We start from the raw sequence: 23,347 nt of genomic DNA, 5'->3' as shown, positions 1-23,347 counted from the left end.
GGATACCACATGCCGCGATCTGATCCCGGCATGACCCCCGTGTAAGAGCGTGTCGCCCTGAACTTGAAGCCCGTACATAGAAAAGAACCTTCACATTGAGCAACCCCGTGTCAGCGTCTATTTCTGACTCCCCGGAGCCACTGGGCAAAGTCATCTTCGTCGGCGCTGGTCCAGGCAACCCTGACCTGTTGACCATTCGTGCCCGTGAGGTGCTCGCGCATAACGCGCTTGCCGTCGTCGATCCGGAGGTCACGGGCGGTATTCGCGAGACCATCGCGTCCGCGCTCCCGGTTCCACAAGAGCTTCTTGATGCCGCCGAGGAGGAGTACGCCCGCATCTGCGCCGAGGCAAAGGCCAACGGCGCGCGTCGCAAGCCGCCGCGCCCCGCCGCCCCGACTGCCGCCATCATCGAAGACCCGGCAGAGGATCTCATCGCGCAGTTCCAGTCCGCGCTCGACCAAGGCGGGGACGTCATCCGTCTCGTGGCTGGCAACCCGCTGGGCCGCGAGTCCATTAAGGACGAGATTTCGTCCGTCGCCGCAGCAGGCATGGAATTCCAGGTCGTGCCGGGTATGTCCCTGCCGTCCACCGTGCCCTCCTTTGCTGGTCTCGCGCTCGGCTCGGCCTACACCGAAGCTGATCTCAGCGACGGTGCCGACTGGGACGCCCTGGCCAACGCCACCCAGCCGCTCGTCCTGCAGACCACGCAGGAGCAGCTCGCGGATATCTCGCGCGAGCTGCAGTCCCGCGGCATGCCTGCGGACACGGAGGCCTACGTGACGGTGCATGGCACCACGCGTCTCCAGCGCACCCACGAGACCACGCTTGGCACCCTGGGCAAGCTCTGCGCCGAACTTCCCGGCCCGCTTGTCGTGACCCTGGGCCGTAGCTTCGATGACCGCACGAAATACTCGTGGTGGGAAAACCGCCCGCTCTACGGCTGGCGCGTGCTCGTGCCGCGCACCAAGGAGCAGGCCGCCGCGATGTCCGCGCGTCTCGCCGGCTACGGTGCTATTCCGCAGTCCGTGCCCACTATCTCCGTCGAGCCGCCGCGCAACCCGGCGCAGATGGATCGCGCCATCAAGGGCATTGTCGAAGGCCGCTACAAGTGGATCATTTTCACCTCCGTTAATGCGGTGAAAGCAGTCTGGGACAAGATCTTCGAGCTCGGCCTCGACGCCCGCGATTTCGCCGGCGTTCACCTTGCCGCCGTGGGCCAGAAGACGGCCGACGCCATCCGTGAAAAGGGCATGGTCCCCGAGCTGCTCCCAGATCGCACGAAGCAGAATGCCGAAGGCCTGCTCGAGGTTTTCCCCAATTACGTGGAAGACATCGACGCCGTGGGCCGCATCCTCCTGCCGCGCGCCGATCTTGCTGGCGAGGCCCTGCCCAAGGGCCTCGAGGCCCTCGGTTGGGAAGTCGACGATGTCGTTGCCTACCGCACCGTCCGTGCCGCCCCGCCGTCAGCGGAAATCCGCGACATGATTAAGTCCGGCGCTTTTGACGCTGTGGCGTTCACGTCCGGCTCGACCGTGCGCAACCTCGTGGGCATCGCCGGCAAACCGCACGCCCGCACGATCATCGCCTGCATCGGCCCCTCTACGCAGGCCGCCGCGGAAGAGATGGGCCTGCGCGTCGACGTCGTCCCGGAGGTTGCGGAAGTGCCCGCGCTTATCGATGCCCTCGCGGAGCACGTCGCTGCCCTGCGCGCCGCCGGCAATCTTCCCGCGCCGCGGAAGAAGCGCCGTGCGCGCAAGAAGGCTACTAAAGTCGATTAGGCATTAACTACTTGTGTAAAAGGAGCATTCACGCTGTGAGCACCTTCCCTGTCCGTCGTCCGCGCCGCCTGCGCCAGTCGCCCGCCATGCGGGAGCTCGTTGCCGAGACGCACCTGCACCCGAGCGACCTCATCCTCCCGATGTTCGTCGCGGATGGAATCTCCGAAAAGCGCGAGATTTCCGCCATGCCGGGCGTCTACCAGCACACCATCGACTCGCTCAAGGCCGCCGCCCACGAAGCGCTCGACGCGGGTGTGCCGTGCATCGATCTCTTCGGCGTGCCGCTCGACGAGGACAAGGACGCCACGGGCTCCGTTGCCTGGCAGCCGGACGGCATCTTGAACCGCGGCATTCAGGCCCTGCGCGAGGAATTCGGCGACGACCTGCTCATCATGGCCGATACCTGCCTTGACGAATTTACCGACCATGGACACTGCGGCGTCCTCGACGACCGCGGCCGCGTGGACAACGACGCCACCCTGCAGCTTTACGCCGACATGGCGCGTGCTCAGGCCCGCGCCGGTGCCCACATCGTCTCGCCGTCCGGCATGATGGACGGCCAGATTGGCGTGATCCGCGAAGCTCTTGACGAGGGTGGTCACGAGGACGTCGCCATCATGGCCTACTCCGCTAAGTACGCCTCCGCGTTCTTCGGCCCGTTCCGCGAGGCCGTCGGCTCCTCCCTCCAGGGCGACCGCCGCACCTACCAGCAGGATCCGCGCAACTTCCGCGAGTCCATGCTTGAAGTCGAGCTCGACATCGACGAGGGCGCCGACTTCGTGATGGTCAAGCCCGCCCTGCCGTACCTCGACGTGCTCTCTGCCATCGCCGAGTTCTCCTCCGTGCCTGTCGCCGCGTACCAGGTCTCTGGCGAGTACGCGATGGTCAAGGCGGCCGGCGCCAACGGCTGGATCGACGAGCACGCCGTCATGATGGAGTCGCTTACCGCCATTAAGCGCGCGGGCGCTGACCAAATTTTCACGTACTACGCCGTCGAGGCCGCCCGCGAGCTGAAGGCTTAACACTTTGAGCGAGACTCCAGACCAGACCCCAGACACGACTGCTGCGAAGAAGCAGGAGAAGTCCCCGTGGCCCGAGGCCGCGGTCTACGCCATGGGCGTGTGGGCCGTCGCTCTCGGCGCGGAGGTCGTCCACCAGATCCTGCAGGTCATCCTCGGCATTCTCAACCGTGACGTCATGGTCGCTCAGATGTCGAAGTTCCTGCGCGACGAGGACCCCACCGCGTATTCGGACGGACTCGTGCGGCTCTCGGCGTACCTGTCCATCGGCTTTTCCGCCTTCGTCGCGTTTGTGATCCTGGGAGTGCTCGCCTGGATGCTCACCCTCTTCCGTGCGAAGCACAAGTGGGCGGGAACTGCGCGCCGCCTGTTGTTCATCTTCGGGCTCTACTACGCCTTGCGCGTCGTCTTCGTCTTCGTCACCTCGCCCGCGGGCTCCGATGCCCCCGATTGGCTCTTTGCCATTGACGGCATGATCCAAATCGTCGCTGGCGTCGCCGGTGGTCTCGGCGTCTACTTCGGTTCCCGCGAGCCGGTCATCAAGTACACCGGCGAGTACGAGCAAATCCGCAAGCTCCAGAAGGAGCTCGAGGAGGAGCAGAAGAAGCGCGAGGAAGAAAAGAAGCGCGAAGCCGAAGAGAAAAAGAAAGACGACGCCCCGCGATGACGAACGCCTTTCCCCACGACTACAACCGAGCTGCGCGCGGACAGAAGAAACCCGTCGATCTTGGGATCTGGCCCAACTCACTGAAGTACGCCTACTGGGTATTCGTCGTCGCCGCGGTCTACCTGGCGCTCACCGGACTCGCCGGCTTCTTCGGCCCGGGCGACTCGTCGAATACCGCCTTCTCCCAGTTCCTCGCCGAGAATCGCCATTTCGTGTCGTGGACGAATCTCGCCGCCGCCATCATTATCGCGCTCGTCGCGCCACAGCTCGCCCGCGCAATGAAGCACGCGCGCACCATTCTCGCAGCCGTCGTCGGCTTGTCCTGCTTCTTCAATATCGCGGCTATCGCCATCGGCGCGGGTGGCCTGCTGCTCGTCGCCATCCCGTTCCTCCTCCTCGGCGCGACGGTGCTCATGTACCGCCCCGACGCGAATGAGTTCATTCGCGAAAACAATCGCCCGACGCTTGATTAACTCTCTTCACAACACAAAGGATCCCAGCATGACCACTCGCAATGCCCCGATCATCGAGGCCGCCTATGGCCGCACGCCGTCCCGCCCGCCGGTGTGGTTCATGCGCCAGGCTGGGCGCTCCCTGCCGGAGTACAAGAAGGTGCGCGAGGGCATCGACATGCTCGACTCCTGCTTCATGCCGGAGCTGCTCGCTGAGATCACCCTCCAGCCGGTGCGCCGCCACGACGTGGACGCTGCCATCCTCTTCTCGGACATCGTGGTCCCGCTCAAGGCGGCGGGCGTCGACGTCGAGATCGTCCCCGGCCGCGGCCCTGTCATGGACGCCCCGGTCCGTACCGAGGCCGACATCGCGAACCTGCCCATTCTTGACCACGAGATCACCGAGGTCGCCCAAGGTATCCAGATCATCAACGACGAACTCACCGAGACCCAAGCCCTCATCGGCTTCGTCGGCGCACCGTTTACTCTCGCCAGCTACCTCATCGAGGGCGGCCCCTCCAAGAACCACGAGCGCACCAAGGCGCTCATGCACTCCCAGCCCCAGCTGTGGCATGCGCTCATGGAACGACTCACGCCGACCATCATCGCGTTCCTCGAGCAGCAGATGGCTGCCGGCATCGACGCCATGCAGCTCTTCGATTCCTGGGCGGGCTTCCTCAACGAGGCGGACTACCGCGAGTTTGTCCTGCCCTACTCGACCCGCATTCTCGCTACTGCCGCAGGCCGGATTCCCCGCATTCACTTCGGCGTCGGCACCGGTGAGCTGCTCACGGCCATGTCCGAGGCCGGCTCCGAGGTCATGGGCGTCGACTACCGCGTCTCCATGGACGCTGCTGCGCACAGAGTCAACACCAAGGTCCTCCAAGGCAACCTCGACCCGGCGCTGCTCTTCGCTGGCGACGATGCCGTCCGCAAACAGGTACAAAGGATCAAGAGCGAGGTCGACGCCGCCGGCGTCGGCCACATCTGGAACCTCGGCCACGGGGTTCTGCCCACCACTGACGCCGACGCTATCACTCGCGCCGTCGCCATCATTCACAACGAAGGCTAGAGGAGAAGGCTAATAATGAAGATTGCCATCATCGGAGCCGGCGTCGCCGGGCTTACTGCGGCCTATGAGCTGCGCGACCACGAGGTGTACGTGTTCGAGGCGGCGGGGCGCATCGGCGGCAAGTTGCACACCGTGCCCTTCAACGACGGTCCTATGGACATGGGCGCCGAGGCCTTCATCGCTCGCCGCACGGACGCCGTCGCGTTCTTCGAGGAACTCGGCCTCACTGACTTTGCGCGTCCGAATCGGGAGCTGCGCCCCCGCATCTATTCCGGCGGCGAGCTCCACTTCCTGCCCAAGGGCGGCATGATGGGTATCCCGTCGCAGCCCATTGACCTGGTTTCTGATGAGACCAACGCCCGCATCGAAAACGAGCAGCCCTTCGAGTGGACCCCGGGCCAGGACGTCTCCGTGGGCAAACTCATTCGCCAGCAGTATGGCGATGACGTTGTCGACCACGTGGGCTCGGCGCTGCTTGGCGGCGTGTACTCTTGCACCGCTGATGACCTCGGCGTCCGCGCAACGGTGCCACAGCTTGCCGATGCCCTCGACACCCTCGCCGCCGAGGGCCCCGTCACCCTCTCCGCTGCCATCACGCACATCGAGTCCAACCGTTCGCCGGCCGAGGGCTCTGTCTTCGCCGCGTTCCCGGGTGGCTACGCGACGCTTTACGAGACCCTCGCCGAGAAATCTGGCGCCGAGATCCACCTCGACACCTTCATTTCGGGTGTCACAAAAACTGACGCTGGCTTCAAGGTCGCCGGTGCCCCCGCTGAGCTGGGCGAGTTCGACCGTGTCCTCTTCGCAACCCCGGCTCCCACCACCGCGCGCCTGCTACCGAAGGTCGCCCCCAAGGCTGCCGATGCCCTCAAGTCCGTCAAGCTCGCCAGCTCCGCCGTCGTTGGTTTCAACTTCGCGTCCAACGTCGACCCGGAGGGCAATAAGATTCCGGACGCCACCGGCATCCTCATCGCCGCTGACGAGCCCGACCTGCATGCAAAAGCATTCACCATCTCGTCTAACAAGTGGCCGCACATCGGCGAGCGCCCCGGCTTCATCGTCCGTGCTTCCTTCGGCCGCTATGGCGATGACGCCCTCGTCCGCGCCGAGGAAGACGACCTCGTCGACTACGCGCTCGACGATCTGCAGAAGATCACCGGCTTCGATGGCCGCGCGACCGGAGTGAACGAAATCTACACCCAGCGCTGGTTCGGTGGCCTGCCGCGCTACGACGAGACCCACCTTGCAACGGTCGAGGCCACGCGCGCAGCCATCGCCGAGGTTCCCGGCATCGACGTCACCGGCGCCTGGGCCGGCGGCGTGGGCGTGCCCGCGGTTATTGCTGACTCACGAGCAGCGGCAGCGCGATTGATCCAATAATGAGCACCGCAATGGCGGCCAAGAACGCCTTGGCCTGCCAGCGCGCGTAGTTGAAGTCGATGCCCACCCCGAAACGCTTCTCCACCAGCACGGCTGGGTCGTCTGGGTTGTAGTAGAACATGCCTGCCTTGTAGAGATGGTCGTTATCGGGGGATTCGGCTTCGGCGGCGGGCATGTCTTTCTGCGCGTTGATGAAGACCACGAGCATCCCGATGATGCCCAGCACACTCGCCGCCATAATCGACGTGAACCCCACCCACGTGTAGTCCGCGTACCGTGGCAGTACCGTGACAACCTGCGCCACCGCGAGCGCCGCGTTGAGTAGGACGACGAGGACGCCCGTGCCATCAATGCTCGCTGCGAGCATCGCGTGCGTGCGCACTTGCCCGGCCGGCGTGCGGTCCGAGCGAACGTGCACGAATGAGTAGCGAATGAGCAACGCGACCAGGGCATACGTCACTACCATTCCCAGAGCAACGAAGCTCATCAGGAAGACGGAGCCCACAGACTTATCGGCCCACGCATCGGGCTCGTTGGCCCCGTTCCAGTGCGTAGCGACGACATCCGGGATTTCGTCCCACCGCGCGACCACAATGAGCGCACCCGCCGCAGTCAGAAAAAGTGACGCCGCGATGCCAGCCCAAGGAAAAGAAAACCGTGGCTCGGAGGTGACGCTGCCAGCGATGACGGTGTCGACGCCTTCGAACCACCCGCCTTCGGCCTTAGCTTTGAGGATTGTGTGGCGTTCAATGACGTAAGCAACGAGCGATCCCGCCACGACGAGCATCGAGGTCAGCGAGGCGAGAACGGGGTACTCCCACAGCACTACCGTGAGCACCGTGGCTGCGATTCCAACGCTCCACACGATGGTGCGGTAGGAGCGCAGCGCGGAGGTGACGGCGGCATCGGAAAGCTGGGCATGCGGGACGCGAACGCCGAGCGGGGCGGTCGGGGTGAACCGCGGCGCTGCTGCAAGGATGAATGTGAGCGCGAGGGTGAGCGCGGCCATAGAGATTATGAACACTGGACGAGTCCCTTCTTGAGGGTGGCAAGGATGGCCTCAATATCGGCGTCGCTAAACCCTTGGGCGCGGGCCTTCGTGGCCAAGCGAAGCGCGTCGCTCGCAAGACGTGCGCGCTGCTGCGGAGTAGGAACGCGCTTTTTAATGACGCTGCCTGAGCGACCGCGGGTCTCAATGACGCCGTCTGCTTGGAGCGCGTCGTAGGCCTTTTTCGCTGTGGCCGGGTTAATGCCGAACTCCGCGGCGACGCGGCGCACCGGATCGAGTTTGTCGCCCTCTTTAAGCTCGCCGCTTGCGATGGCTTCTAGGATGCGGTCATGGATCTGCTGGTACAGCGGGACCTCGGAGTCGGGTTCGAGGGTAATAAACATGCGAAACTCCCCAATCTATTTTGTGCCACATCTTATGGTACAGACTGTATTGATGCAAGTGGTACAGAATGGGTTTGTTAATGTTAACGACTTGCGACTCCCCGTTGAATGCGGCCCTGCCGGACGACGAGCGATCGGCAACGGCTAGTGCCCGCTAGATGGGTAAGTTGCAGGCTACAGAGATTGGAACCACTGCCCGACGTCTTGAGATTTTGAGGGGATCATCTCGCGCGGCACACGTTACGGCTTCAAAACAAGGCCGTTGAGGCATATTTGTCGGGGCGGTGGCCTTGTGCCGAGGGCTAGTAGTGAGCTGAGTGCCGGCGTCACTTTTTCTGACGGTCGGGCGCGCGTCCTTTTTAATCCTTGTGGACGAAGATGGACGAGAAGTCCTCGTTGCCGTGGCCGAGTTCCTGCTGGTGCTCGAAGCGTGCGATGGCGGCCTCGACGGCGGGCAGCGGCTCGGTGGCCGTGGCGACCATGAGCTTGGAATCCTTGCACAGTGCGTCCACCGTGAAGTCGCCCGGATCGGTCGAACGCTCGCCGCGGATGAATGGGCCCTTCATGGTGGCCATGAAGTTGAGGCCTGTGATGGAGAGCATGTCAAGGACCTGCTCCTCGCTGAAGCCCTCGGCGTCGCCGAGCACGAGGGCTTCCTTGACGCCCTCGGCCATGACAGAGAGCGCCATGTTGGCGAGCAGCTTGCCGGTCGCGGCGGCCGCGCCGGAGTCGACGGGGATGAGCTTGTCGGGGTGGGCCCAGGGGCGGGCGATCTCGACGGCGAGATCCCTGATCTCGCGATTCGCGCCGCCCACATAGACGCCCAGCTCGCCCGCGCGGGCCGGACCGAGCGACCCCACGACGGGCGCGTGGACGTACGTGGGCACGGCCTCTGCGAACTCGCGGGCGGCGGCAGGGGAGACAGTCGTCGTGTCGATCCACGGGATACCGGCGGGGATAACGTCAGTTTTAATGACGGCCTCGCGCACATCGTCAGGGCTGAAGAGCGAGGTGATGATGACCTCGGCGTCCTTGACAGCGCCCTGCGGAGTCGCGGCCTGTGTAGCGCCCTCGTCGACGAGCGGCTGCGCGCGCTCGGCAGTGCGGTTCCACACGGTGACCTCGTGGTCCTTCAAAAGATGACGGGCCAATTCAGTGCCCATACGGCCAGTACCTAAAAATGCGATCTTCATGGAATCGAGTGTGCCAGAATGGTGCGCAGGCGCGCAGAGTTTTGCGCCCCGGACGAGGGAGCCGTACCCGGCCACGCGACAAGACGGCCAGAAGGATAGCTATGTCTTGGCTCGTGTTGGTAATCTCCGGTTTGTTTGAGGCGGTGTGGGCGACCGCGCTCGACCGCTCGGCAGGCATGACGAAGCTCTGGCCCACTGTCATTTTCTTTGCGGGGCTCGCGGTGTCTATGGGCGGGCTCGCGTGGGCGCTTAAGTCGCTTCCGGTGGGAACTGCGTATGCCGTGTGGGTGGGCATCGGCGCGGTGGCGACGCTGGGCTACTCCTTCCTCACGGGTGCTGAGACGATGACCGCGGTGAAACTGCTGTTCGTGGCGATGATTGTGGGCGGAATTATCGGGCTGAAGGTCACCGGCTAGGCGGAACTAGAACGGCGCGGGCTCGTCCGGGTCGGGCTGCGGGGCCTCGTAAATTTCAACAATCTGGCCGTCGAGCTCGATCTTGAGGGCCTGGGCCTCGGCGCGGGAGCTGCGGCGACGGGCCTGGATGTTCTGGGAGACGGACTGGACCCAGTGCTTCTGCTTGGGCGAGAGCGGGCCCGAGGGCTCCGTGATTTCCCAGGTGCCGTCCTCGAAAAGGAAGACAAGATCTCCCGTTTCCGGGTGAGGGATGTAATAGAAACGCCCGTCCGTCTTCATATTGTGGTGGTGCTGGCAGAAGGAGAACAGGTTCGACGGGTGCGTGGGGCCACCGTCAGAAAAATCGACGCAATGATCCTTCTGGCACTTGTGTGCGGGGCGCTTACATCCAGGGAAGCGACACGTGCCGTCGCGGCCCTCGATGAATTTCGCCATGACGTCCGGTGTCTTGTACGAACAAGACTCCTCGACCTGGGACTCGTCGCGAACCACGGTGGGCGTTAGATTTTCTAACGTCGTGCCATAGCCCTCGATGAAGGTGGGCGCGAATTCCACGTCCGTCGCGCGGTATGTGTGGAGGATGACGTGCGCGGTGGGCTTGACGGCGCCAGTAAGCAGCGCCACGGCGGCATCGGCAAGCGGGACGCCGAGCTCCTTGGCCATCTCGCGGACCTGCTGGTCGATGATGGCGCGGGTTTCTTCCTCGACCTCGAGGGAGATGAATTCGGAATCGGAGCGGAAGCGGCGCTTCTTGTGCCCCTTGCGCATGGCGATGGTGTCATCGAGCGCCGTGATGATTTCGCGGACCCGGCGCACGATATTGGCGCGCGTGGGCAGATGTTGGTTGGCGCGCCGGGGCGTGAGGTAGTCGATGAGCGCCTGATCGACCTGGTCGTAGAGGAACTGCGGTGCGACGCCGAGGCGGTCGAGCGCCTTGTCAATGCCGATGAGACGATTGAAGTCGAGCAAGAAATACTTTGCCTGGAGGGCAGCCAGCTTGGGCAGCTCGCGCAGGCGGTAGAGGGCGGAGATGTAGTTATTGATTTCGGTGAGATCCTTGCCCGTGATGGCCTGAAGGCGGCGCAGGACGAGATCGATGTCGAGAGAGGGCTCCGGGAGATGCTTTTCCCAGAATGCGAATTCTTCGCGGTGCATGCGGGCGGCTTCGCGGGTCTCGGGGCAGTCGGGGTTGGTGGGAGCGTAGAAACGGGTGGGCGGGGTGGAAGTAGTGGTGGCGGTCGTCATGATTCGGCTCCGGGAGAGATATGAAGGAGGGGAACTAACGTACGAATGCCACTCTAAAACAGGGGGTCAACATGAACGCATGTATATGCGTTGAACAGCGGTTATGTGAAGTTCAGGTGGTCTGGCATGCGGGGGGCAGGAAGCGCAGGGATGTTCGGCATTTGGGGTGGTGGCGGCAGAGTAGGTTGCGGCAGGGTGGGCGGCGCAGGAAGCGGCGGCAGGGTCGGAGCGGGAGGTGGCGGCGGCAAGGTGGGGACGGTGGGCAGAGCAGGAAGTTCGGGCATGCGAGGGAGCGCGGGAGCCTTGGGTCGTGCGGGCTTCGGCGCAGGAGCCGGAGCCGGGGCGGGCGGAGGTGTCGAAAGGGCCGGCGCAGATATGCGGACCGATGTAGACGTGGATGTGTGCGCGAGGGTGGGAGAGGGGGCATCGGAAAGCGTGGGCGGGGGTGTGGAAGGGCGCGGGCGCAGGGGCGTGGGAGAAAGAGCGGGCGTCCATTCGGCGAAGACGGGCGTGGTGGTGTGGCGCGGTGCGAGCGACGGCGCAGGTGCAGCGCAGGCACACAAGGACAAGGTGAGAGCGGTAATGGCAGAAAAAGTGACGGTGCGTGTGAGCACGATATCCCCCCGGGTATGTGACAGTGTGTGACCCCAGATTAAGCGAGGTGAGGCGCGGTGGCAATATCAGACTTTTGTATGGCGCTTAAATAGTTACAATGATTCCCATGCCTAATATCTCCCAGTCCCAGCAGTGGTTCGAGCGTTCTTCCCAAGTCATCCCCGGCGGCGTGAATTCGCCGGTCCGCGCGTACGGTTCGGTGGGCGGTCAAGCCCGCGTTATCGCACGGGGCAAGGGCTCGCGCCTGTGGGACGTGGACGGTAACGAGTACGTCGATTTGGTGAGCTCCTACGGCCCCATGATTCACGGCAACGCACACCCGGAGATTATCGAGGCCGTACAGAAGGCGGCCGTGGATGGCCTGTCCTTCGGCGCGCCCACGGAGGGCGAGGCTCTCCTCGCGGAGGCTATCGTCGAGCGCACCGCTGCGGAGAAGGTCCGTATGGTCAACTCCGGCACGGAGGCCACCATGTCCGCCGTGCGTCTGGCCCGCGGTTTTACGGGCCGTTCTAAAGTCCTCAAGTTTGATGGTTGCTACCACGGCCACGTGGACGCGCTGCTTGCCGCCGCGGGCTCCGGCGTTGCGACGTTCGCGCTCCCGGATTCCCCGGGCGTGACGGGTGCGACGGCGGCGGATACCATCGTCGTGCCCTACAACGATTTGGAGGCCGTGAAGAAGGCTTTTGCTGAGCATCCGGGCGAGATTGCCTGCATCATCGCGGAGGCCGCCGCCGGCAACATGGGCACTGTCGCTCCGGCTGAGGGCTTCAACGCGGCGCTCAAGGAGATTGCGCACGCGGACGGCGCGCTGCTCATCCTCGACGAGGTCATGACCGGTTTCCGTACCTCCTACAAGGGCTGGTACGGCGTGGATGGCGTTGCAGGCGACCTCGTCACCTTCGGAAAGGTCATCTCCGGCGGCCTGCCCGCCGCGGCCTTTGGCGGCCGCGCCGAGATCATGGATTACCTTTCGCCGCTGGGCCCCGTCTACCAGGCGGGCACCCTCTCCGGTAACCCCGTGGCGATGGCCTCTGGCCTCAAGTCGCTGGAGCTTGCCGATGCCCCCCTCTACGACCGCTTGGCTTCCCATGCGGACCGTCTCACCGGCATCCTGTCTGCTGCGTTGTCCGCCGAGGGCGTCGCGCACCATATCCAGCGCGCGTCCACGATGTTCTCCCTGCGCTTCGCGGAGGGCGAGGGTCACAACTTCGAGGAGATGAAGGCCGCGGAGACGTACCGCTTTGCCCCGTTCTTCCACGCGCTGCTGGAGAACGGCGTCTACGCTGCGCCGTCGCCGTTCGAGACGTGGTTTGTATCTGACGCGCTCACCGACGATGATTTTGAGGTAATCGAGAAGGCCGCCAGTGTGGCGGCGAAGGCCGCGGCCGCTGCGCAGCCGGCATCCTAAAAGGAGAACACACTATGTCGACGACCATCGTGCACTTGGTGCGCCACGGCGAGGTGCACAACCCGGAGAAGCTTCTCTACGGGCGCATTCCGGGCTACCATCTGTCCTCGCGCGGCTTCTCCCAGGCTGCGCGTACCGCGCAGTCCTTCCTGGGTCACGACGTGGAGCACTTGGTGGCCTCGCCTCTGCAGCGCACCCAGGAGACCGCGGGTGAGATCGCCAAGGTCGTGGGCCTCGACGTGGAGACGGACAAGGGCCTTATCGAGTCCGGCAACCAGTTTGAGGGCCTGCGCACCAAGGGCTGGAACTCGCAGCTGTGGAACCCCAAGCGCTGGCCGCTCATGCGCAACCCGCTGGAGCCGTCGTGGGGCGAGCACTTCGACGTCATCGCGGATCGCATGATGGCCGCCGTCGAGCGTGGCCGCGTCGCCGCCGAGGGCCACGAAGCCATTCTGGTGTCGCACCAGTTGCCCATCGTCATGGTGCAGCGCACTGTGCTGGGCAAGCGCCTGGCCCATGCCCCCTGGAATCGCGAATGCGAGCTCGCCTCCGTGACCTCGCTCGTGTTTAAGGGCTCCGAAATCACTGACATCTTCTACTCCGCACCGGCACATGAAATTTAAGATCGCTATCGCCGTTGTAGTCGCCGGCCTTACTTTGAGCGCCTGCACCTCGGACAACGCGGACCAAGCCGTCGCCCAGGGGGGAACCTTCGAGTTCATCTCGCCCGGCGGCCAGACCGTCATCGAGTATCCCGCGGAAGAGCGCAAGCCGCTGCAGGACTTCTCGGGCGAGTCCCTCCTGGAAGAAGGGAGGACGATTTCGCTCTCCGATTTCAAAGATGAGATCGTCGTGCTCAACTCGTGGGGCCAGTGGTGCGCGCCGTGCCGCTCCGAGTCGGATGACCTGCAGCGCGTCCAGGAGGAGTTGGACAAGCGTGGCACCGGCACCATCCTGGGCATTAACGTCCGCGACTACAACCCGGACATCTCGCGCGACTTCGTGAAGGATAACGGGATTACCTACCCGTCCATCTACGATCCGCCGTTCAAGACGGCCGCTGCGCTCGGCGGCGTGCCCACGTCCGTCGTGCCCACCACCATCGTGCTCGACAAGCAGCACCGTCCCGCCGCCGTCCTCCTCAAGGAGACGACGGACAAGGAGCTGCTCGAGATCATCGACAAACTGGAGCAGGAATAGATGGGCGAGGCTTTCGCTGATGCCGCGGCGAGCGGCCCACTGCTGCTGGGCCTGCTCGCCGCCGCCGCGGCCGGACTCGTGTCCTTCGCGTCGCCGTGCGTCGTGCCGCTCGTGCCGGGCTATATCTCATACCTCGCCTCCGTCGTCGGCGGCTCGGTGGAGTACGACGCGGCGGGCGTGCGCGTGTCGGGTCGTCGCGGCCGCGTGACGCTCGCGGCAATCCTCTTCGTGCTCGGGTTTACCGTGGTCTTCATGCTCGCGACGGTCTCCGTCTTCGGCGCGATCTCGGCGCTCCGGCTCAATGCTGACTCCTTGATGCGCGTGGGCGGCGTCATCACGATCCTCATGGGCATCGTCTTCATGGGCATCGTGCCGGTCCTGCAGAAGGACACGCGCATGGCGCCCAAGCGCTGGACCACGTGGCTGGGCGCGCCGCTCCTCGGTGGCGTCTTTGCCCTCGGCTGGACCCCGTGCCTGGGGCCGACGCTCACGGCCATCATTTCGGTGAGCGCTGGCACCGCGGGCATGACGGCGGTGCGGGGCACGTTCCTCATTGTTGCCTACTGCCTGGGCCTGGGACTGCCGTTTGTGCTCGTGGCCTTGGGCTCGGCTAAGGCAGTGCGCTCCGTCGACTGGTTGCGGCGCCATACCCACGCTATCCAGATCTTCGGCGGCGTGCTCATGATCCTCGTCGGCCTCTCCCTCGTGACGGGGCTGTGGGCAGAGTTTATTAACCTCATCCAGCAGTGGACTTTCAACTACGGCGCGACGCTTATCTAGCAGTCGCGTCTATGTAAGGAGACTTCGTGAAATATTTGCGCAAGGCGTGGCACTGGCTCACCAGTATGCGCACGGCACTGGCCCTGCTTTTCTTGCTCGCCGCCGCCGCCATTCCGGGGTCTCTGTTGCCACAGCGCTCGCTCAACGAGACGAACGTCAACGAGTACATTGCCTCCAACGGCAAGGTCGCGGAGATCTACGACAAGCTTCAGCTTTTCGATGTCTTCGAATCCGTGTGGTTCCAAGCCATCTACCTGTTGCTGGCCATTTCGCTTATCGGATGCATCATCCCGCGCTCATGGGATCACTACAAGGCGTGGCGTTCCAAGCCCACGCGTGCCCCGCGCTACCTGGAGAAGATGCCGCTGCATGCGGCCGCGACCTCGGAACGCTCCTTCGACGAGCTGCAGGCCTCCGCAAAGAAGATGCTGGGCAAGTGGCGTTTCACGGAGGTGCAGCCGGACGAGGATCGCGCCGGGGCGTATTCCATTTCCGCCGAGCGCGGCTACGCCCGCGAGCTGTTTAACCTCATCTTCCACATCGGTCTCGTGGCTATCCTTGCCGCGGTGGCGCTGGGCAAGTTCTTCTCCTACGAAGGCATGGTCATCGTCGTGACGCAGTCCGGCTCCTACGAGAACGCGACGAAGGTCGACCAGTCCACGGAGTTCTGCAATACCTCGACCTCGAACTTCGACTCCTTCCGTGCCGGAGCGCTTTTCGACGGCACAGGCCTCAACCCCTTCTGCTTCATCGCGCATGACTTCACCGCGAAGTACCTGTCCAATGGCCAGGCCGAGATGTTCACCTCGAATATCTCGTATGCCGAGGGCCAGGATATCTACAAGGACGAGTCTGAGTGGCAGGACTACCAGCTGCAGGTCAATCACCCGCTGCGCCTGTCCACGGACCGCGTCTACCTGCAGGGGCACGGCTACGCACCAACCGTGACCATCGAATGGCCGAATGGCGAAAAGCGCACGCAGACCATGCAGTTCCAGCCCACGGAGACGACCCGCTTCCTCTCTTCGGGCGCTATGCGCTTCGACCCGCCGGCGGGCATGTACCCGGACCTCTATGAGCGTCGCCAGAACCAGATCGCGCTGCAGGGCCTTTTTGCACCGACGGCCGAGTGGACCGGCGAGAACGGCAAGATGCTCGCCTCGGCATACCCGGCACTGACAGACCCGGCGCTCGCTATTGACATCTACCGCGGCGACGCGGGCCTCGACACAGGTGTCGCGCAGTCCATCTTCTCGCTCGACTCATCGCTCATGCACTCGGGTCAGCTCCAGAAAGTCGACCGCGTCAACCTCACACAGGGCGAGTCGGTCACGCTCGACGACGGCACGAAGCTCACCTTCGACGGCGCCTCCGAGTTCGCGAATTACCAGATTTCTCACAACCCGGCCCAGACACCGCTGCTCATTGCGGCGCTCGCCATGCTGCTCTCGCTCGTGGGCTCGCTCGTCATCAAGCGCCGCCGCGTGTGGGTGCGCCTGCGCCCGAACGATGATGGCACCACCCAAGTCGAGATGGGCGGTCTCGCGCGCACGGACCGCGCTGGCTGGTCCGAAGAATTCGACAAACTCTACCGCATCCTCATGGAGCTGCCGGACGCGGACGAGGTTGAAGAAGACGATATCTGGGTCGACGACTAGCGTCTTACCCCCGTATCCAGGTCATTAGCAGGATATAAAACTCCGTCAAAAGTTGGACTCGGTCGCCGGGGCGGGGTAGCCTGTGTAACCATGCTCGTCGATCAGAACCTGTCCAATTTCTCGGACTTATCGTTTAGGACTGCGCTGGTCCTTTACGTGATTTCTCTGTTCCTGTCCCTCTTTTACTACGTGCGCATCCAAGCCGTCATCGACGCACGGCGCGCCCTGAAGGCGGCGGTGCCCGCCGCGGGTCAGTCGGGCGGCGTTCTCCTTGAGGAACGCCCCAGCAACCTGCAAGAAAATGCGGAGAAGGCCGAGGCTACCGCGAACAAGATTGGTGGCATGCTGCAGTCGCTGCTGTGGATCGGCATTGCCGTCCACGTCGTCGCCATCGTGCTGCGCGGCCTGTCTGCGCACCGCTTCCCGTTCGGCAACCTCTACGAGTACGTCCTCATGGTCACCGCGGGCGTCATGATCGTCTCCTCCATCGCGCTGCAGCGCAAGGAGTGGCGCACCCTGTGGCCGTGGATCCTCGTCCCGGTCCTGGCACTCATGTTCTTCGGCGGCACGAAGCTCTACGCCGAGTCCGCCCCCGTCGTCCCGGCGCTGCGCTCCTACTGGCTGCCGGTGCACGTCACCGTCGTCTCCCTCGGCGCTGCCATCGGCCTCTTCTCTGGTCTGTCCTCGCTGCTGAGCATGCTGCGCAGCTGGCAGCCGAAGGGGAAGGAGCATGGCTTTATTGGGGGCATCGTCAAGCCGTTGCCCACCGCGACGAAGCTGGATACTCTCGCGTACCGTACCGCTGTCATTACGCTGCCCACGCTGGGCCTGGGTATCGTGCTCGGCGCCATCTGGGCCGAGGCCGCCTGGGGCCGCTACTGGGGTTGGGACCCGAAGGAAACCGTCTCCTTTGCGACGTGGGTTCTGTACGCCGCGTACCTCCACGCACGCGCTACTCCATCAATGCGGAAGGCTGCTCCGTGGATAAATATCGTGGCTATGGCTACGATGGTCTTTAACCTGTTCTTTATCAACATGGTCGTCTCCGGCCTGCATTCCTACGCGGGCCTGAACTAGCTTCTGCTTGAGTGAGGTTCCCCGTGTCTGAGGAAAGCCCGTTAAACCGTACGCGCAATAAACAAGGCAAGCCTGCTGGCGATAATCCGGCGTTGCTTGACCTTGGCGCGCAGCTCGCCGCGCGCCGCCGTGAACTGGGCATTTTGCAGCAACAGCTTGCCGATGCCGCCGGTATCTCCCGCTCCACCCTCCACACCATCGAGCATGGTGGCACGGGCGTGCGCTGGGAAAAAGTCGTGGCCGTTGCAGATGCGCTGGGCCTCGAGATGACCTTCACACAGCGCTAATCTTCAGCGCTATTTTTCGTCTTCGTTCTTCTTCTGCTCCCGTTCGCGTGCGCGGCGCTCCTTGAAGCGCTTCTTGTCGAGCTCCCACAAAAAGTTCTCATCATCGTCCGGCCCCTTGATCTGCGGGGTGGCCGGGCCTTGCACGTTTTTCCGGTTGTTGTTCCACGTGCCGGGGCCAAAGGCCTTCCAGACGAGGATGACGGCAACGACGATGAGGACGAGGAGGAGGATTCTACCCATGGGGGCCATTCTAGCTTTTCGGGTTTCGCGCGGGGCGCGTAGAATCATACGAATGATTGAGGAGAATACGAACCCCGAGCCGCCGGCACCGGATCCGGAGCTGCGTAAGAAGTCGCGTCGCGCCATGGTGAAATACGGCCTGGCCCGCCTGGGACTCTTCCTCGTGCTCACGGTTATCATTCACGGCATCGTGCTGCTCGTGAACGCCCCCGTCATGTTGCTCATCTCGGCGATGCTTGCGCTCTTCCTTGCGCTGCCGCTGTCCATGCTCATGTTCACCAGGTGGCGCGTGGAGGCCACCGAATCGCTCGCCGCGTACTCCGCGCAGCGCAAGGCGCACAAGGCGTGGGTCGAACAGGAGCTCGCGGGCCGTTAAACCTGGCTTCCGCGTGGAACCCAAGCGTGGAGCCCAAGAGGGTGTCATTGAGATGGTGCATTGTGGTCCTTAGAAGATGAATTACACCTTCTCAGGTACACCTTTTACTTTCGCGGGCGCGACCGAACAGAAAAACTAACGTCCGAAGAGTGCGGCGATAATGAGCATGACCGGCAGCGCGCCGAAGGTCGTGATGAAGACGGTGTCGCGCGCGACAGTCTGGCCCGCTTGGAAGGTCGCCGCATAGTTGTAGACCTGCTGCGCCGTCGGTAGCGCGGCGAGGATCGTGGCCGCATAGACCGCGTCAGCGTCGAGGCCAACGAGGGTGGCTACGGCGAAGGCGATGGCGGGCATGCCAGCGAGCTTGAGACCAGAAGAGACGAGCACCTGGGTGCGCACGGTGGCATCGGAAAGCACACCGGAGGTCTTGAGCGAGGCGCCGAAGCTCATGAGGATCATGGGGATGGAGGCGCCGCCCAGCAGATGAATGGGTTCCGTAATGGGTTCGGGGACGTGGATGCCTGTGTAAGCGACGATGAAGCCGAGGATGCTCGCCACGACCATGGGGGAGAGCAGTCCGGTTTTCACCGCGCCGAGGAGCGACTTTCCGCCCAGCGCGCCCAGGATGATGGGCGTGAAGAGCACCATCTGGATAAAGACCATGGGGATGGCGTACGTCGAGTCGCCGAGGACGTAAATGGAGACCGGCAGGCCAATGTTGACCGAGTTGAAGTAGCTCGCGGCGGCGGCGCCGGAGGTGGCGTTGGCGAGGCCCTTGCGCCAGAAGAGCGCAAGGTAGAGCCCGGAGACGATGACGGTCGTCACGATGATAATGAGTGTGACCGGTGTGAAGACATTCGCCGGATCGGAACGCGCGACGGAGTCAAAGAGAAGCGCCGGGGTCGCCGCGTAGAACGCCACGCGGTTGAACATGAGACGCTCTCGGTCGCTGGCAATGACCCCGCGCACGGCGAGGAACCAACCAATGAAGATGACCGCCAGGATGATGGCGAAGCCCGTGAGAACGCCCTGCATGCGCTAGATGAAAGCCACGGCGATTGCGGTGAGCAGTGCCCAGATGAGCATCGCGCGGCCAGCGAGGCCGAGGACCGGGATGAGCTGGGGGCCGCGGGCGCCACGGTTGACGGTGCGCACCGCCTGCAGCGCGAACGGGAAGTAGAGCAGGCCCGCGAGCGCTGCCCAGGAACCGAACGCAATGATGATCGTGTACACGGTGGGCAAGAGCAGCAGCGCGGTAAAGAGCAGGCGAGATTTCTGGTCGCCGAGGCGCACCGCGAGGGTGATCTTGCCGGCCTCGGTGTCCGAGGGGATGTCGCGGATATTGTTCGCCAGGTTTACCGCGGAGCTCATGCCGCCCACACCGATGGCGAGGAGCACGCCGGTCCAGGAGGTGGCGTGAGCCTGCGTGAACTGCGTGCCGAGGACGGCGACGAGGCCGAAGAAGACGAAGACGGCGACCTCGCCCAGTCCCATGTAGCCGTAGGGGTTCTTGCCGCCGGTGTAGAACCACGCGCCCGCGATACACAGGGCGCCGACGAGGATGAACCACCAGGCGTCCGCGGAGATAGACAGCGCGATACCCGCGAGTGCGGCGACGCCGAAGCAGGCGAAGGCCGCGTACTTGACGTGTTGCGGTTTCGCTAATCCGCCACCGGTAAGGCGCTGCGGGCCGGTGCGGTCTTCGTCCGTGCCGCGGATGCCGTCCGAGTAGTCGTTCGCGTAGTTGACACCCACGATAAGAGCCCATGCGACGAGGAGCGCGAGGAGCGCGCGCCCGATGTGGAATCCACCGAGCGCTGCGGCAGCGCCCGTGCCCGCGACGACGGGGGCGAAGGCGTTGGCCCATGTGTGCGGGCGGGCTCCTTCGAGCCAGTCATGAGCGGTCGCGGGATACTTCTGAGCGGGTGTGGTCATGGAACATATTGTGCCACGCGCGGGTGCGGGCTCTGAATGCAGGATCGCTAGACTGTTATTCATGGATGAACACCTTCGGCTGGCGGACTTGCCCGAGCGCACCCAGGATTATCTCAAGGTCCTGTGGGATATTGCGGAGCATACCGGCGGGGACGCGGTGCCGCTGGGCGAACTGGCGCGGCGCACGGGCCAGAAGCTGCCCACGGCCTCGGAGGCGGTGAAGCGTCTGGCGGCGCAGCGGCTCGTCTATCACGAGCGCTACTCGGGCGTGCAGCTCACGGAGGAAGGCCGCCGCCTCGCCATGGGGATGGTGCGCCGCCACCGGCTGCTGGAGACCTTCCTCGTCACGACGCTGGGCTACACGTGGGACGAGGTCCACGAGGACGCGGACCAGCTCGAGCATGCGTGCTCGGATCTCTTCGTTGAGCGTCTCGACGCGCTGCTCGGCTCGCCCGCGCGCGACCCGCATGGCGATCCCATCCCAGATCCGGAGGGTCGCATCGAGGACCTGGGCACAGCCACGCTTGCCGATGCCCCCGTGGGCGCCACCGTCGCCATCGAGCGGGTCCGCGACGAGGACGCCGAGTTGCTGCGCTATCTCCAGGAACATGGGGTGCGCGTGGGCGAGAGCGTGACCGTTGAGGCGGTCGTCGCGGGACTCGTGCGGGTACGGGTCGGAGACGCCGTGATGCCGCTCGCGCTTGACGCGGCACGCGAGGTTACGGTCTCGGGAATGTAGATTTTTTGCGGCTGCACGGTTCCTCGTGTGCCGCTTATACCTGCAGGTTATCCATGTTTGAAGTAGGGTGTTCAGCACGTTGAACTATGCGGTGGGGGTTAATAGAGGAAAATTGTTGGGAACCATTGGGGTTTCCCTGTCGACAACTGACACGTGATTTCAATAATTCATTTGTCGCCGAGGAGCTTCGGCGTTCTCAGAAGGCTCCACACTGTCGCGGGCGTCATCGTTGCGCCCTTCCTCATCGCTGCCGCGCTCACGGGCGTGCTCTATGCGCTCGCGCCGAGCCTGGAGAAGTTCGTCTATGCCGACCTCACCCGGCCCTCGGGTGAAGCAGTTGTCTCGCTCGAGGACCAGGTCGAGGCAGCGCGCGAGGTGTATCCGGATCTCGCGCTCAACACCGTCCAGGTCATCCCGGGGGAGAACACTCGCGTGCTGTTTGCGGATGACGCGCTGCCCTCGAAGAGCTACACGCACGCGGTCTTCGTGGACCCGGCGACGGGTGAGGTGCGCGGCGAAAAGGTCCAGTACGGCAGCTCCCGTGCGCTGCCGCTGCGCGCGTGGCTATCCAATGGCCACCGCTCGCTGTGGCTCGGCGAGCCAGGCCGGCTCTACTCGGAGCTCGCCGCGAGCTGGATGGGCGCACTCACCATCGGCGGACTTGTGCTCTGGCTTGGCCGCCGGAAGCGCACTCGCGGCACGCTGCGCACGCATGCGTGGTTGGGTGCCCTGTGCTCTGCTGGATTTCTCTTCCTCACGGTGACGGGACTGACATGGTCCTCCGTGGCCGGCGGGAACATTGGCAAGCTACGCACACTGCTCCACTGGAAGGCGCCGCAGCTCTCGGCCTCGGCCAGCGAGCATGCTGGTCACGGTGCGGGTTCCATGGAGCACATGGACATGGGGCCGGATCTTGCGTCGCTTGATGGCGCCTATGACGTGGCGCGCGAGGCTGGGCTGCGCGGAATCCTCAACCTGCAGCCGAACGGTGCCGCGTGGAATATCACGGAGGCGCGCGCTCCCTTTGTCTTCCATAACGACGCCATCGCCGTGGTGGACGGCCACGTTGTGGAGCGTGTCAATTTCTCTGAGTGGCCGCTCGCGGCGAAGCTCACCGAGTGGCTTATCAATCTCCACATGGGCTTCCTCTTTGGACTGGTCAATCAGATTGTGCTGGCGCTTATCGCGCTCGCGCTGCTCGTCGTGAGCATTCTGGGCCTTGTCATGTGGTTCCGGAGGGGGCGGCGCTTCGCGGGCCCCCAGGGCTTCGGCAAGCTCTCGAAGCCGGCGCTGGTGACGCTCGTGCTGTGCCTGGTCATCTACGCCATTATCGCGCCGCTCTTTGGCATCTCGCTCGTGGTCTTCCTCGTCGTGGACGCCGTGTGGCGGGCTATTAGAGGCGCTGGCGCGACAGGAAGTTCCACACCTCCTGCGACGCGTCCGGCGTCCGATTCCACGTATGATTCTGTGAGTTCGTGATGAGCTGCAGTTCTTCCTTCGCACACGCGTAGACGTGGCGCTGGCCGCCGGGGATGTTCTCGATGCGTGGCGGGAACGCGCAGGCATTGCGCTTGATGTAGCTGCTCATGAGGTGGTCCACGTCGAGGAAGTGCGCGCCGTTGTGGCGGTAGCCGCCGTGATAGAACATCATCGTGTCGCCGGTGCCATGCATGATGAGGAACGGGATGGCCTCGTTCCGGCAATTCATGTTGACGGGGTCGTAGTAAGCGCCGCCCACGGCGGCCACGCCCGCGAAGACGTGGGGCAGGTGGCACGCGACGACCGCGGTCATGCCGCCGCCGTTGGAGTGACCCGTGGCGTAGATGCGCCGGCGGTCCACGTTGTAGGTGCGGTCGAGCTCATCGATGATCTGCGTGATGAACGCGAGGTCCTCGCCGGGTCGCACGACCGCGTAGGGCGCGCCCTCCCAGCCGTGGTTGATGGACTCGGGGTAGATGCGGATGGCCTCGCGCGCTGCACCCGTCTCGTTGAGGCGTGAGTAGCGGCGGAAATTCTCCGGGCTATCGCGCCAGCCGTCGAAGCCGAAGATGACCGGGGCGGGACGCGCCGGGTTATAGTGCGTGGGCATCTCGATGAGGTAGCGCCGCGTGCGGCCGGTGGACTGAGTGAAGACCTGGCCGCCGGTGCCGTTGACGAAGAACGGGGCGGGCTTCGCGTTACCCACGCGCGGGGCCGGCGCGGCGGGAAGCTGCGCCTGGGAACTTCCGGGGATGGCGCCGAGCTGCTCGTTGACCTGCGCGGTGAGGTCGGCGGCGGCTCGGTTGAGCTGGTTTGCCGTTTGGCTGCTCATGTGCTGCAGATCATCGAGGGGCGCGGCAGTGGCGATGGGGGTGGCGATTGGGGCGGCGAGGGAGAGGAGGCCGGTGAAGAGCATGGCTGTCTTCGCGCGGCCTCAGA

At 64.1% G+C, this 23,347-nt stretch carries 25 protein-coding genes and 1 riboswitch; of the genes, 17 read left to right on the top strand and 8 right to left on the bottom strand.

From position 1 onward, the window contains the following. Positions 1 to 107 precede the first annotated feature (107 nt). Genes HMPREF3227_RS02195 through HMPREF3227_RS02170 form a run of 6 tightly spaced genes read left to right on the top strand, consistent with a single transcriptional unit; the run spans position 108 to position 6,368 of the window. Entirely contained in the window at positions 108 to 1,778 is a 1,671-nt protein-coding gene (locus tag HMPREF3227_RS02195; protein ID WP_231725093.1) for a bifunctional uroporphyrinogen-III C-methyltransferase/uroporphyrinogen-III synthase, read from the top strand. Between the two features lie 35 nt (positions 1,779 to 1,813). Then, the gene (hemB, locus tag HMPREF3227_RS02190) at positions 1,814 to 2,800 is read left to right on the top strand and encodes a porphobilinogen synthase (protein WP_066489668.1); all 987 of its coding nucleotides are present in this window, start codon (positions 1,814 to 1,816) and stop codon (positions 2,798 to 2,800) included. 4 nt (positions 2,801 to 2,804) lie between these two features. Continuing rightward, positions 2,805 to 3,464, top strand: a complete 660-nt coding sequence (locus tag HMPREF3227_RS02185) for a hypothetical protein (protein ID WP_066489676.1) — start codon at positions 2,805 to 2,807, stop codon at positions 3,462 to 3,464. Then, positions 3,461 to 3,937 carry a hypothetical protein gene (locus tag HMPREF3227_RS02180; protein WP_066489686.1) on the top strand — a complete coding sequence of 159 codons (477 nt, stop codon included), beginning with the start codon at positions 3,461 to 3,463 and terminating at the stop codon, positions 3,935 to 3,937. The genes HMPREF3227_RS02185 and HMPREF3227_RS02180 overlap by 4 nt, the downstream gene beginning before the upstream one ends. Before the next feature lie 28 nt (positions 3,938 to 3,965). Further along, on the top strand, positions 3,966 to 4,988 hold the full coding sequence (gene hemE / locus HMPREF3227_RS02175) for a uroporphyrinogen decarboxylase (protein ID WP_066489692.1): 1,023 nt from the start codon (positions 3,966 to 3,968) through the stop codon (positions 4,986 to 4,988). Between the two features lie 15 nt (positions 4,989 to 5,003). Further along, complete coding sequence (locus HMPREF3227_RS02170; RefSeq protein ID WP_066509829.1) at positions 5,004 to 6,368, top strand: protoporphyrinogen oxidase; 1,365 nt, start codon at positions 5,004 to 5,006, stop codon at positions 6,366 to 6,368. Here HMPREF3227_RS02170 and HMPREF3227_RS02165 read toward each other — a convergent pair. From HMPREF3227_RS02165 to HMPREF3227_RS02155, 3 genes are all read right to left on the bottom strand, one after another. Continuing rightward, the gene (locus HMPREF3227_RS02165; protein ID WP_141681460.1) at positions 6,325 to 7,392 is read right to left on the bottom strand and encodes a DUF1648 domain-containing protein; all 1,068 of its coding nucleotides are present in this window, start codon (positions 7,390 to 7,392) and stop codon (positions 6,325 to 6,327) included. The genes HMPREF3227_RS02170 and HMPREF3227_RS02165 overlap by 44 nt on opposite strands. Further along, positions 7,383 to 7,760 (bottom strand): GntR family transcriptional regulator, encoded by a 378-nt coding sequence (locus HMPREF3227_RS02160; protein ID WP_066509819.1) that lies wholly within the window; start codon positions 7,758 to 7,760, stop codon positions 7,383 to 7,385. The genes HMPREF3227_RS02165 and HMPREF3227_RS02160 overlap by 10 nt, the downstream gene beginning before the upstream one ends. Positions 7,761 to 8,119: 359 nt before the next feature. Then, on the bottom strand, positions 8,120 to 8,953 hold the full coding sequence (locus HMPREF3227_RS02155; RefSeq protein WP_066509980.1) for an NAD(P)-dependent oxidoreductase: 834 nt from the start codon (positions 8,951 to 8,953) through the stop codon (positions 8,120 to 8,122). Between the two features lie 27 nt (positions 8,954 to 8,980). After that, a riboswitch (guanidine-III (ykkC-III) riboswitch) is annotated at positions 8,981 to 9,045 on the top strand. A gap of 9 nt (positions 9,046 to 9,054) precedes the next feature. On the opposite strand from HMPREF3227_RS02155, the gene HMPREF3227_RS02150 reads away from it, so the two are divergent. Next, positions 9,055 to 9,369 (top strand): DMT family transporter, encoded by a 315-nt coding sequence (locus tag HMPREF3227_RS02150; RefSeq protein ID WP_066489701.1) that lies wholly within the window; start codon positions 9,055 to 9,057, stop codon positions 9,367 to 9,369. A 6-nt stretch (positions 9,370 to 9,375) separates the two neighbouring features. On the opposite strand, the gene HMPREF3227_RS02145 is transcribed toward HMPREF3227_RS02150, so the two are convergent. Beyond that, positions 9,376 to 10,614 (bottom strand): HNH endonuclease signature motif containing protein, encoded by a 1,239-nt coding sequence (locus HMPREF3227_RS02145; RefSeq protein ID WP_066509816.1) that lies wholly within the window; start codon positions 10,612 to 10,614, stop codon positions 9,376 to 9,378. Between the two features lie 712 nt (positions 10,615 to 11,326). Between HMPREF3227_RS02145 and hemL the strand changes: the two genes are divergently transcribed. The 7 genes from hemL to HMPREF3227_RS02105 all read left to right on the top strand — a co-directional run bounded on the left by hemL (position 11,327) and on the right by HMPREF3227_RS02105 (position 17,639). Further along, complete coding sequence (gene hemL, locus HMPREF3227_RS02135) at positions 11,327 to 12,637, top strand: glutamate-1-semialdehyde 2,1-aminomutase (RefSeq protein ID WP_369799430.1); 1,311 nt, start codon at positions 11,327 to 11,329, stop codon at positions 12,635 to 12,637. A 14-nt stretch (positions 12,638 to 12,651) separates the two neighbouring features. Then, positions 12,652 to 13,260, top strand: a complete 609-nt coding sequence (locus HMPREF3227_RS02130; protein ID WP_066489722.1) for a histidine phosphatase family protein — start codon at positions 12,652 to 12,654, stop codon at positions 13,258 to 13,260. Further along, the gene (locus HMPREF3227_RS13470) at positions 13,250 to 13,837 is read left to right on the top strand and encodes a TlpA disulfide reductase family protein (protein ID WP_066489734.1); all 588 of its coding nucleotides are present in this window, start codon (positions 13,250 to 13,252) and stop codon (positions 13,835 to 13,837) included. The genes HMPREF3227_RS02130 and HMPREF3227_RS13470 overlap by 11 nt, the downstream gene beginning before the upstream one ends. Continuing rightward, a complete protein-coding gene (locus HMPREF3227_RS13465; RefSeq protein ID WP_066509810.1) occupies positions 13,838 to 14,617 on the top strand; it encodes a cytochrome c biogenesis CcdA family protein in 780 nt (259 codons plus the stop codon). It begins immediately after the preceding gene. Positions 14,618 to 14,643: 26 nt separating this feature from the next. Continuing rightward, positions 14,644 to 16,275 (top strand): cytochrome c biogenesis protein ResB, encoded by a 1,632-nt coding sequence (locus tag HMPREF3227_RS02115; RefSeq protein ID WP_066509807.1) that lies wholly within the window; start codon positions 14,644 to 14,646, stop codon positions 16,273 to 16,275. 90 nt (positions 16,276 to 16,365) lie between these two features. After that, positions 16,366 to 17,352, top strand: coding sequence for a c-type cytochrome biogenesis protein CcsB (gene ccsB / locus HMPREF3227_RS02110; protein WP_066509803.1), 987 nt, complete (start codon positions 16,366 to 16,368; stop codon positions 17,350 to 17,352). 23 nt (positions 17,353 to 17,375) lie between these two features. Beyond that, positions 17,376 to 17,639 (top strand): helix-turn-helix domain-containing protein, encoded by a 264-nt coding sequence (locus HMPREF3227_RS02105; protein WP_066489756.1) that lies wholly within the window; start codon positions 17,376 to 17,378, stop codon positions 17,637 to 17,639. Positions 17,640 to 17,648: 9 nt separating this feature from the next. Here the strand turns inward: HMPREF3227_RS02105 and HMPREF3227_RS02100 are convergent, their stop codons facing one another. Beyond that, the gene (locus tag HMPREF3227_RS02100) at positions 17,649 to 17,879 is read right to left on the bottom strand and encodes a hypothetical protein (protein ID WP_066489764.1); all 231 of its coding nucleotides are present in this window, start codon (positions 17,877 to 17,879) and stop codon (positions 17,649 to 17,651) included. A gap of 52 nt (positions 17,880 to 17,931) precedes the next feature. Between HMPREF3227_RS02100 and HMPREF3227_RS02095 the strand changes: the two genes are divergently transcribed. Continuing rightward, positions 17,932 to 18,255, top strand: a complete 324-nt coding sequence (locus HMPREF3227_RS02095; protein ID WP_066489773.1) for a DUF4229 domain-containing protein — start codon at positions 17,932 to 17,934, stop codon at positions 18,253 to 18,255. Positions 18,256 to 18,390: 135 nt separating this feature from the next. On the opposite strand, the gene HMPREF3227_RS02090 is transcribed toward HMPREF3227_RS02095, so the two are convergent. After that, positions 18,391 to 19,290, bottom strand: a complete 900-nt coding sequence (locus HMPREF3227_RS02090; protein ID WP_066509801.1) for an AEC family transporter — start codon at positions 19,288 to 19,290, stop codon at positions 18,391 to 18,393. Between the two features lie 3 nt (positions 19,291 to 19,293). Next, complete coding sequence (locus HMPREF3227_RS02085) at positions 19,294 to 20,190, bottom strand: 1,4-dihydroxy-2-naphthoate polyprenyltransferase (RefSeq protein ID WP_066489790.1); 897 nt, start codon at positions 20,188 to 20,190, stop codon at positions 19,294 to 19,296. A 61-nt stretch (positions 20,191 to 20,251) separates the two neighbouring features. On the opposite strand from HMPREF3227_RS02085, the gene HMPREF3227_RS02080 reads away from it, so the two are divergent. Both HMPREF3227_RS02080 and HMPREF3227_RS02075 read left to right on the top strand, forming a co-directional pair. After that, the gene (locus HMPREF3227_RS02080; RefSeq protein ID WP_066489795.1) at positions 20,252 to 20,929 is read left to right on the top strand and encodes a metal-dependent transcriptional regulator; all 678 of its coding nucleotides are present in this window, start codon (positions 20,252 to 20,254) and stop codon (positions 20,927 to 20,929) included. Between the two features lie 171 nt (positions 20,930 to 21,100). Next, positions 21,101 to 22,408 (top strand): PepSY-associated TM helix domain-containing protein, encoded by a 1,308-nt coding sequence (locus HMPREF3227_RS02075; RefSeq protein WP_066509798.1) that lies wholly within the window; start codon positions 21,101 to 21,103, stop codon positions 22,406 to 22,408. On the opposite strand, the gene HMPREF3227_RS02070 is transcribed toward HMPREF3227_RS02075, so the two are convergent. Further along, a complete protein-coding gene (locus HMPREF3227_RS02070) occupies positions 22,323 to 23,324 on the bottom strand; it encodes a CE1 family esterase (protein WP_082750218.1) in 1,002 nt (333 codons plus the stop codon). The two genes, HMPREF3227_RS02075 and HMPREF3227_RS02070, sit on opposite strands and share 86 nt — an antisense overlap. Between the last annotated feature and the right edge of the window lie 23 nt (positions 23,325 to 23,347).

Origin of the sequence: Corynebacterium sp. CMW7794, from assembly GCF_001563605.1 — a bacterium.
GTDB lineage: Bacteria > Actinomycetota > Actinomycetes > Mycobacteriales > Mycobacteriaceae > Corynebacterium > Corynebacterium phoceense.
This window is presented reverse-complemented; position numbering and strand designations above follow the sequence as displayed.

What these genes read in the sequence shown, in the direction of transcription:
- HMPREF3227_RS02155 (WP_066509980.1), bottom strand. Translation starts at nt 8,953, where the DNA reads ATGAAGATCGCATTTTTAGGTACTGGCCGTATGGGCACTGAATTGGCC.
- HMPREF3227_RS02080 (WP_066489795.1), top strand. Translation starts at nt 20,252, where the DNA reads ATGGATGAACACCTTCGGCTGGCGGACTTGCCCGAGCGCACCCAGGAT.
- HMPREF3227_RS02070 (WP_082750218.1), bottom strand. Translation starts at nt 23,324, where the DNA reads ATGCTCTTCACCGGCCTCCTCTCCCTCGCCGCCCCAATCGCCACCCCC.
- HMPREF3227_RS02100 (WP_066489764.1), bottom strand. Translation starts at nt 17,879, where the DNA reads ATGGGTAGAATCCTCCTCCTCGTCCTCATCGTCGTTGCCGTCATCCTC.
- HMPREF3227_RS13465 (WP_066509810.1), top strand. Translation starts at nt 13,838, where the DNA reads ATGGGCGAGGCTTTCGCTGATGCCGCGGCGAGCGGCCCACTGCTGCTG.
- HMPREF3227_RS13470 (WP_066489734.1), top strand. Translation starts at nt 13,250, where the DNA reads ATGAAATTTAAGATCGCTATCGCCGTTGTAGTCGCCGGCCTTACTTTG.
- HMPREF3227_RS02145 (WP_066509816.1), bottom strand. Translation starts at nt 10,614, where the DNA reads ATGACGACCGCCACCACTACTTCCACCCCGCCCACCCGTTTCTACGCT.
- hemE (WP_066489692.1), top strand. Translation starts at nt 3,966, where the DNA reads ATGACCACTCGCAATGCCCCGATCATCGAGGCCGCCTATGGCCGCACG.
- HMPREF3227_RS02170 (WP_066509829.1), top strand. Translation starts at nt 5,004, where the DNA reads ATGAAGATTGCCATCATCGGAGCCGGCGTCGCCGGGCTTACTGCGGCC.
- HMPREF3227_RS02095 (WP_066489773.1), top strand. Translation starts at nt 17,932, where the DNA reads ATGATTGAGGAGAATACGAACCCCGAGCCGCCGGCACCGGATCCGGAG.
- HMPREF3227_RS02090 (WP_066509801.1), bottom strand. Translation starts at nt 19,290, where the DNA reads ATGCAGGGCGTTCTCACGGGCTTCGCCATCATCCTGGCGGTCATCTTC.
- HMPREF3227_RS02180 (WP_066489686.1), top strand. Translation starts at nt 3,461, where the DNA reads ATGACGAACGCCTTTCCCCACGACTACAACCGAGCTGCGCGCGGACAG.
- HMPREF3227_RS02160 (WP_066509819.1), bottom strand. Translation starts at nt 7,760, where the DNA reads ATGTTTATTACCCTCGAACCCGACTCCGAGGTCCCGCTGTACCAGCAG.
- hemL (WP_369799430.1), top strand. Translation starts at nt 11,327, where the DNA reads ATGATTCCCATGCCTAATATCTCCCAGTCCCAGCAGTGGTTCGAGCGT.
- ccsB (WP_066509803.1), top strand. Translation starts at nt 16,366, where the DNA reads ATGCTCGTCGATCAGAACCTGTCCAATTTCTCGGACTTATCGTTTAGG.
- HMPREF3227_RS02130 (WP_066489722.1), top strand. Translation starts at nt 12,652, where the DNA reads ATGTCGACGACCATCGTGCACTTGGTGCGCCACGGCGAGGTGCACAAC.
- HMPREF3227_RS02150 (WP_066489701.1), top strand. Translation starts at nt 9,055, where the DNA reads ATGTCTTGGCTCGTGTTGGTAATCTCCGGTTTGTTTGAGGCGGTGTGG.
- HMPREF3227_RS02085 (WP_066489790.1), bottom strand. Translation starts at nt 20,190, where the DNA reads ATGACCACACCCGCTCAGAAGTATCCCGCGACCGCTCATGACTGGCTC.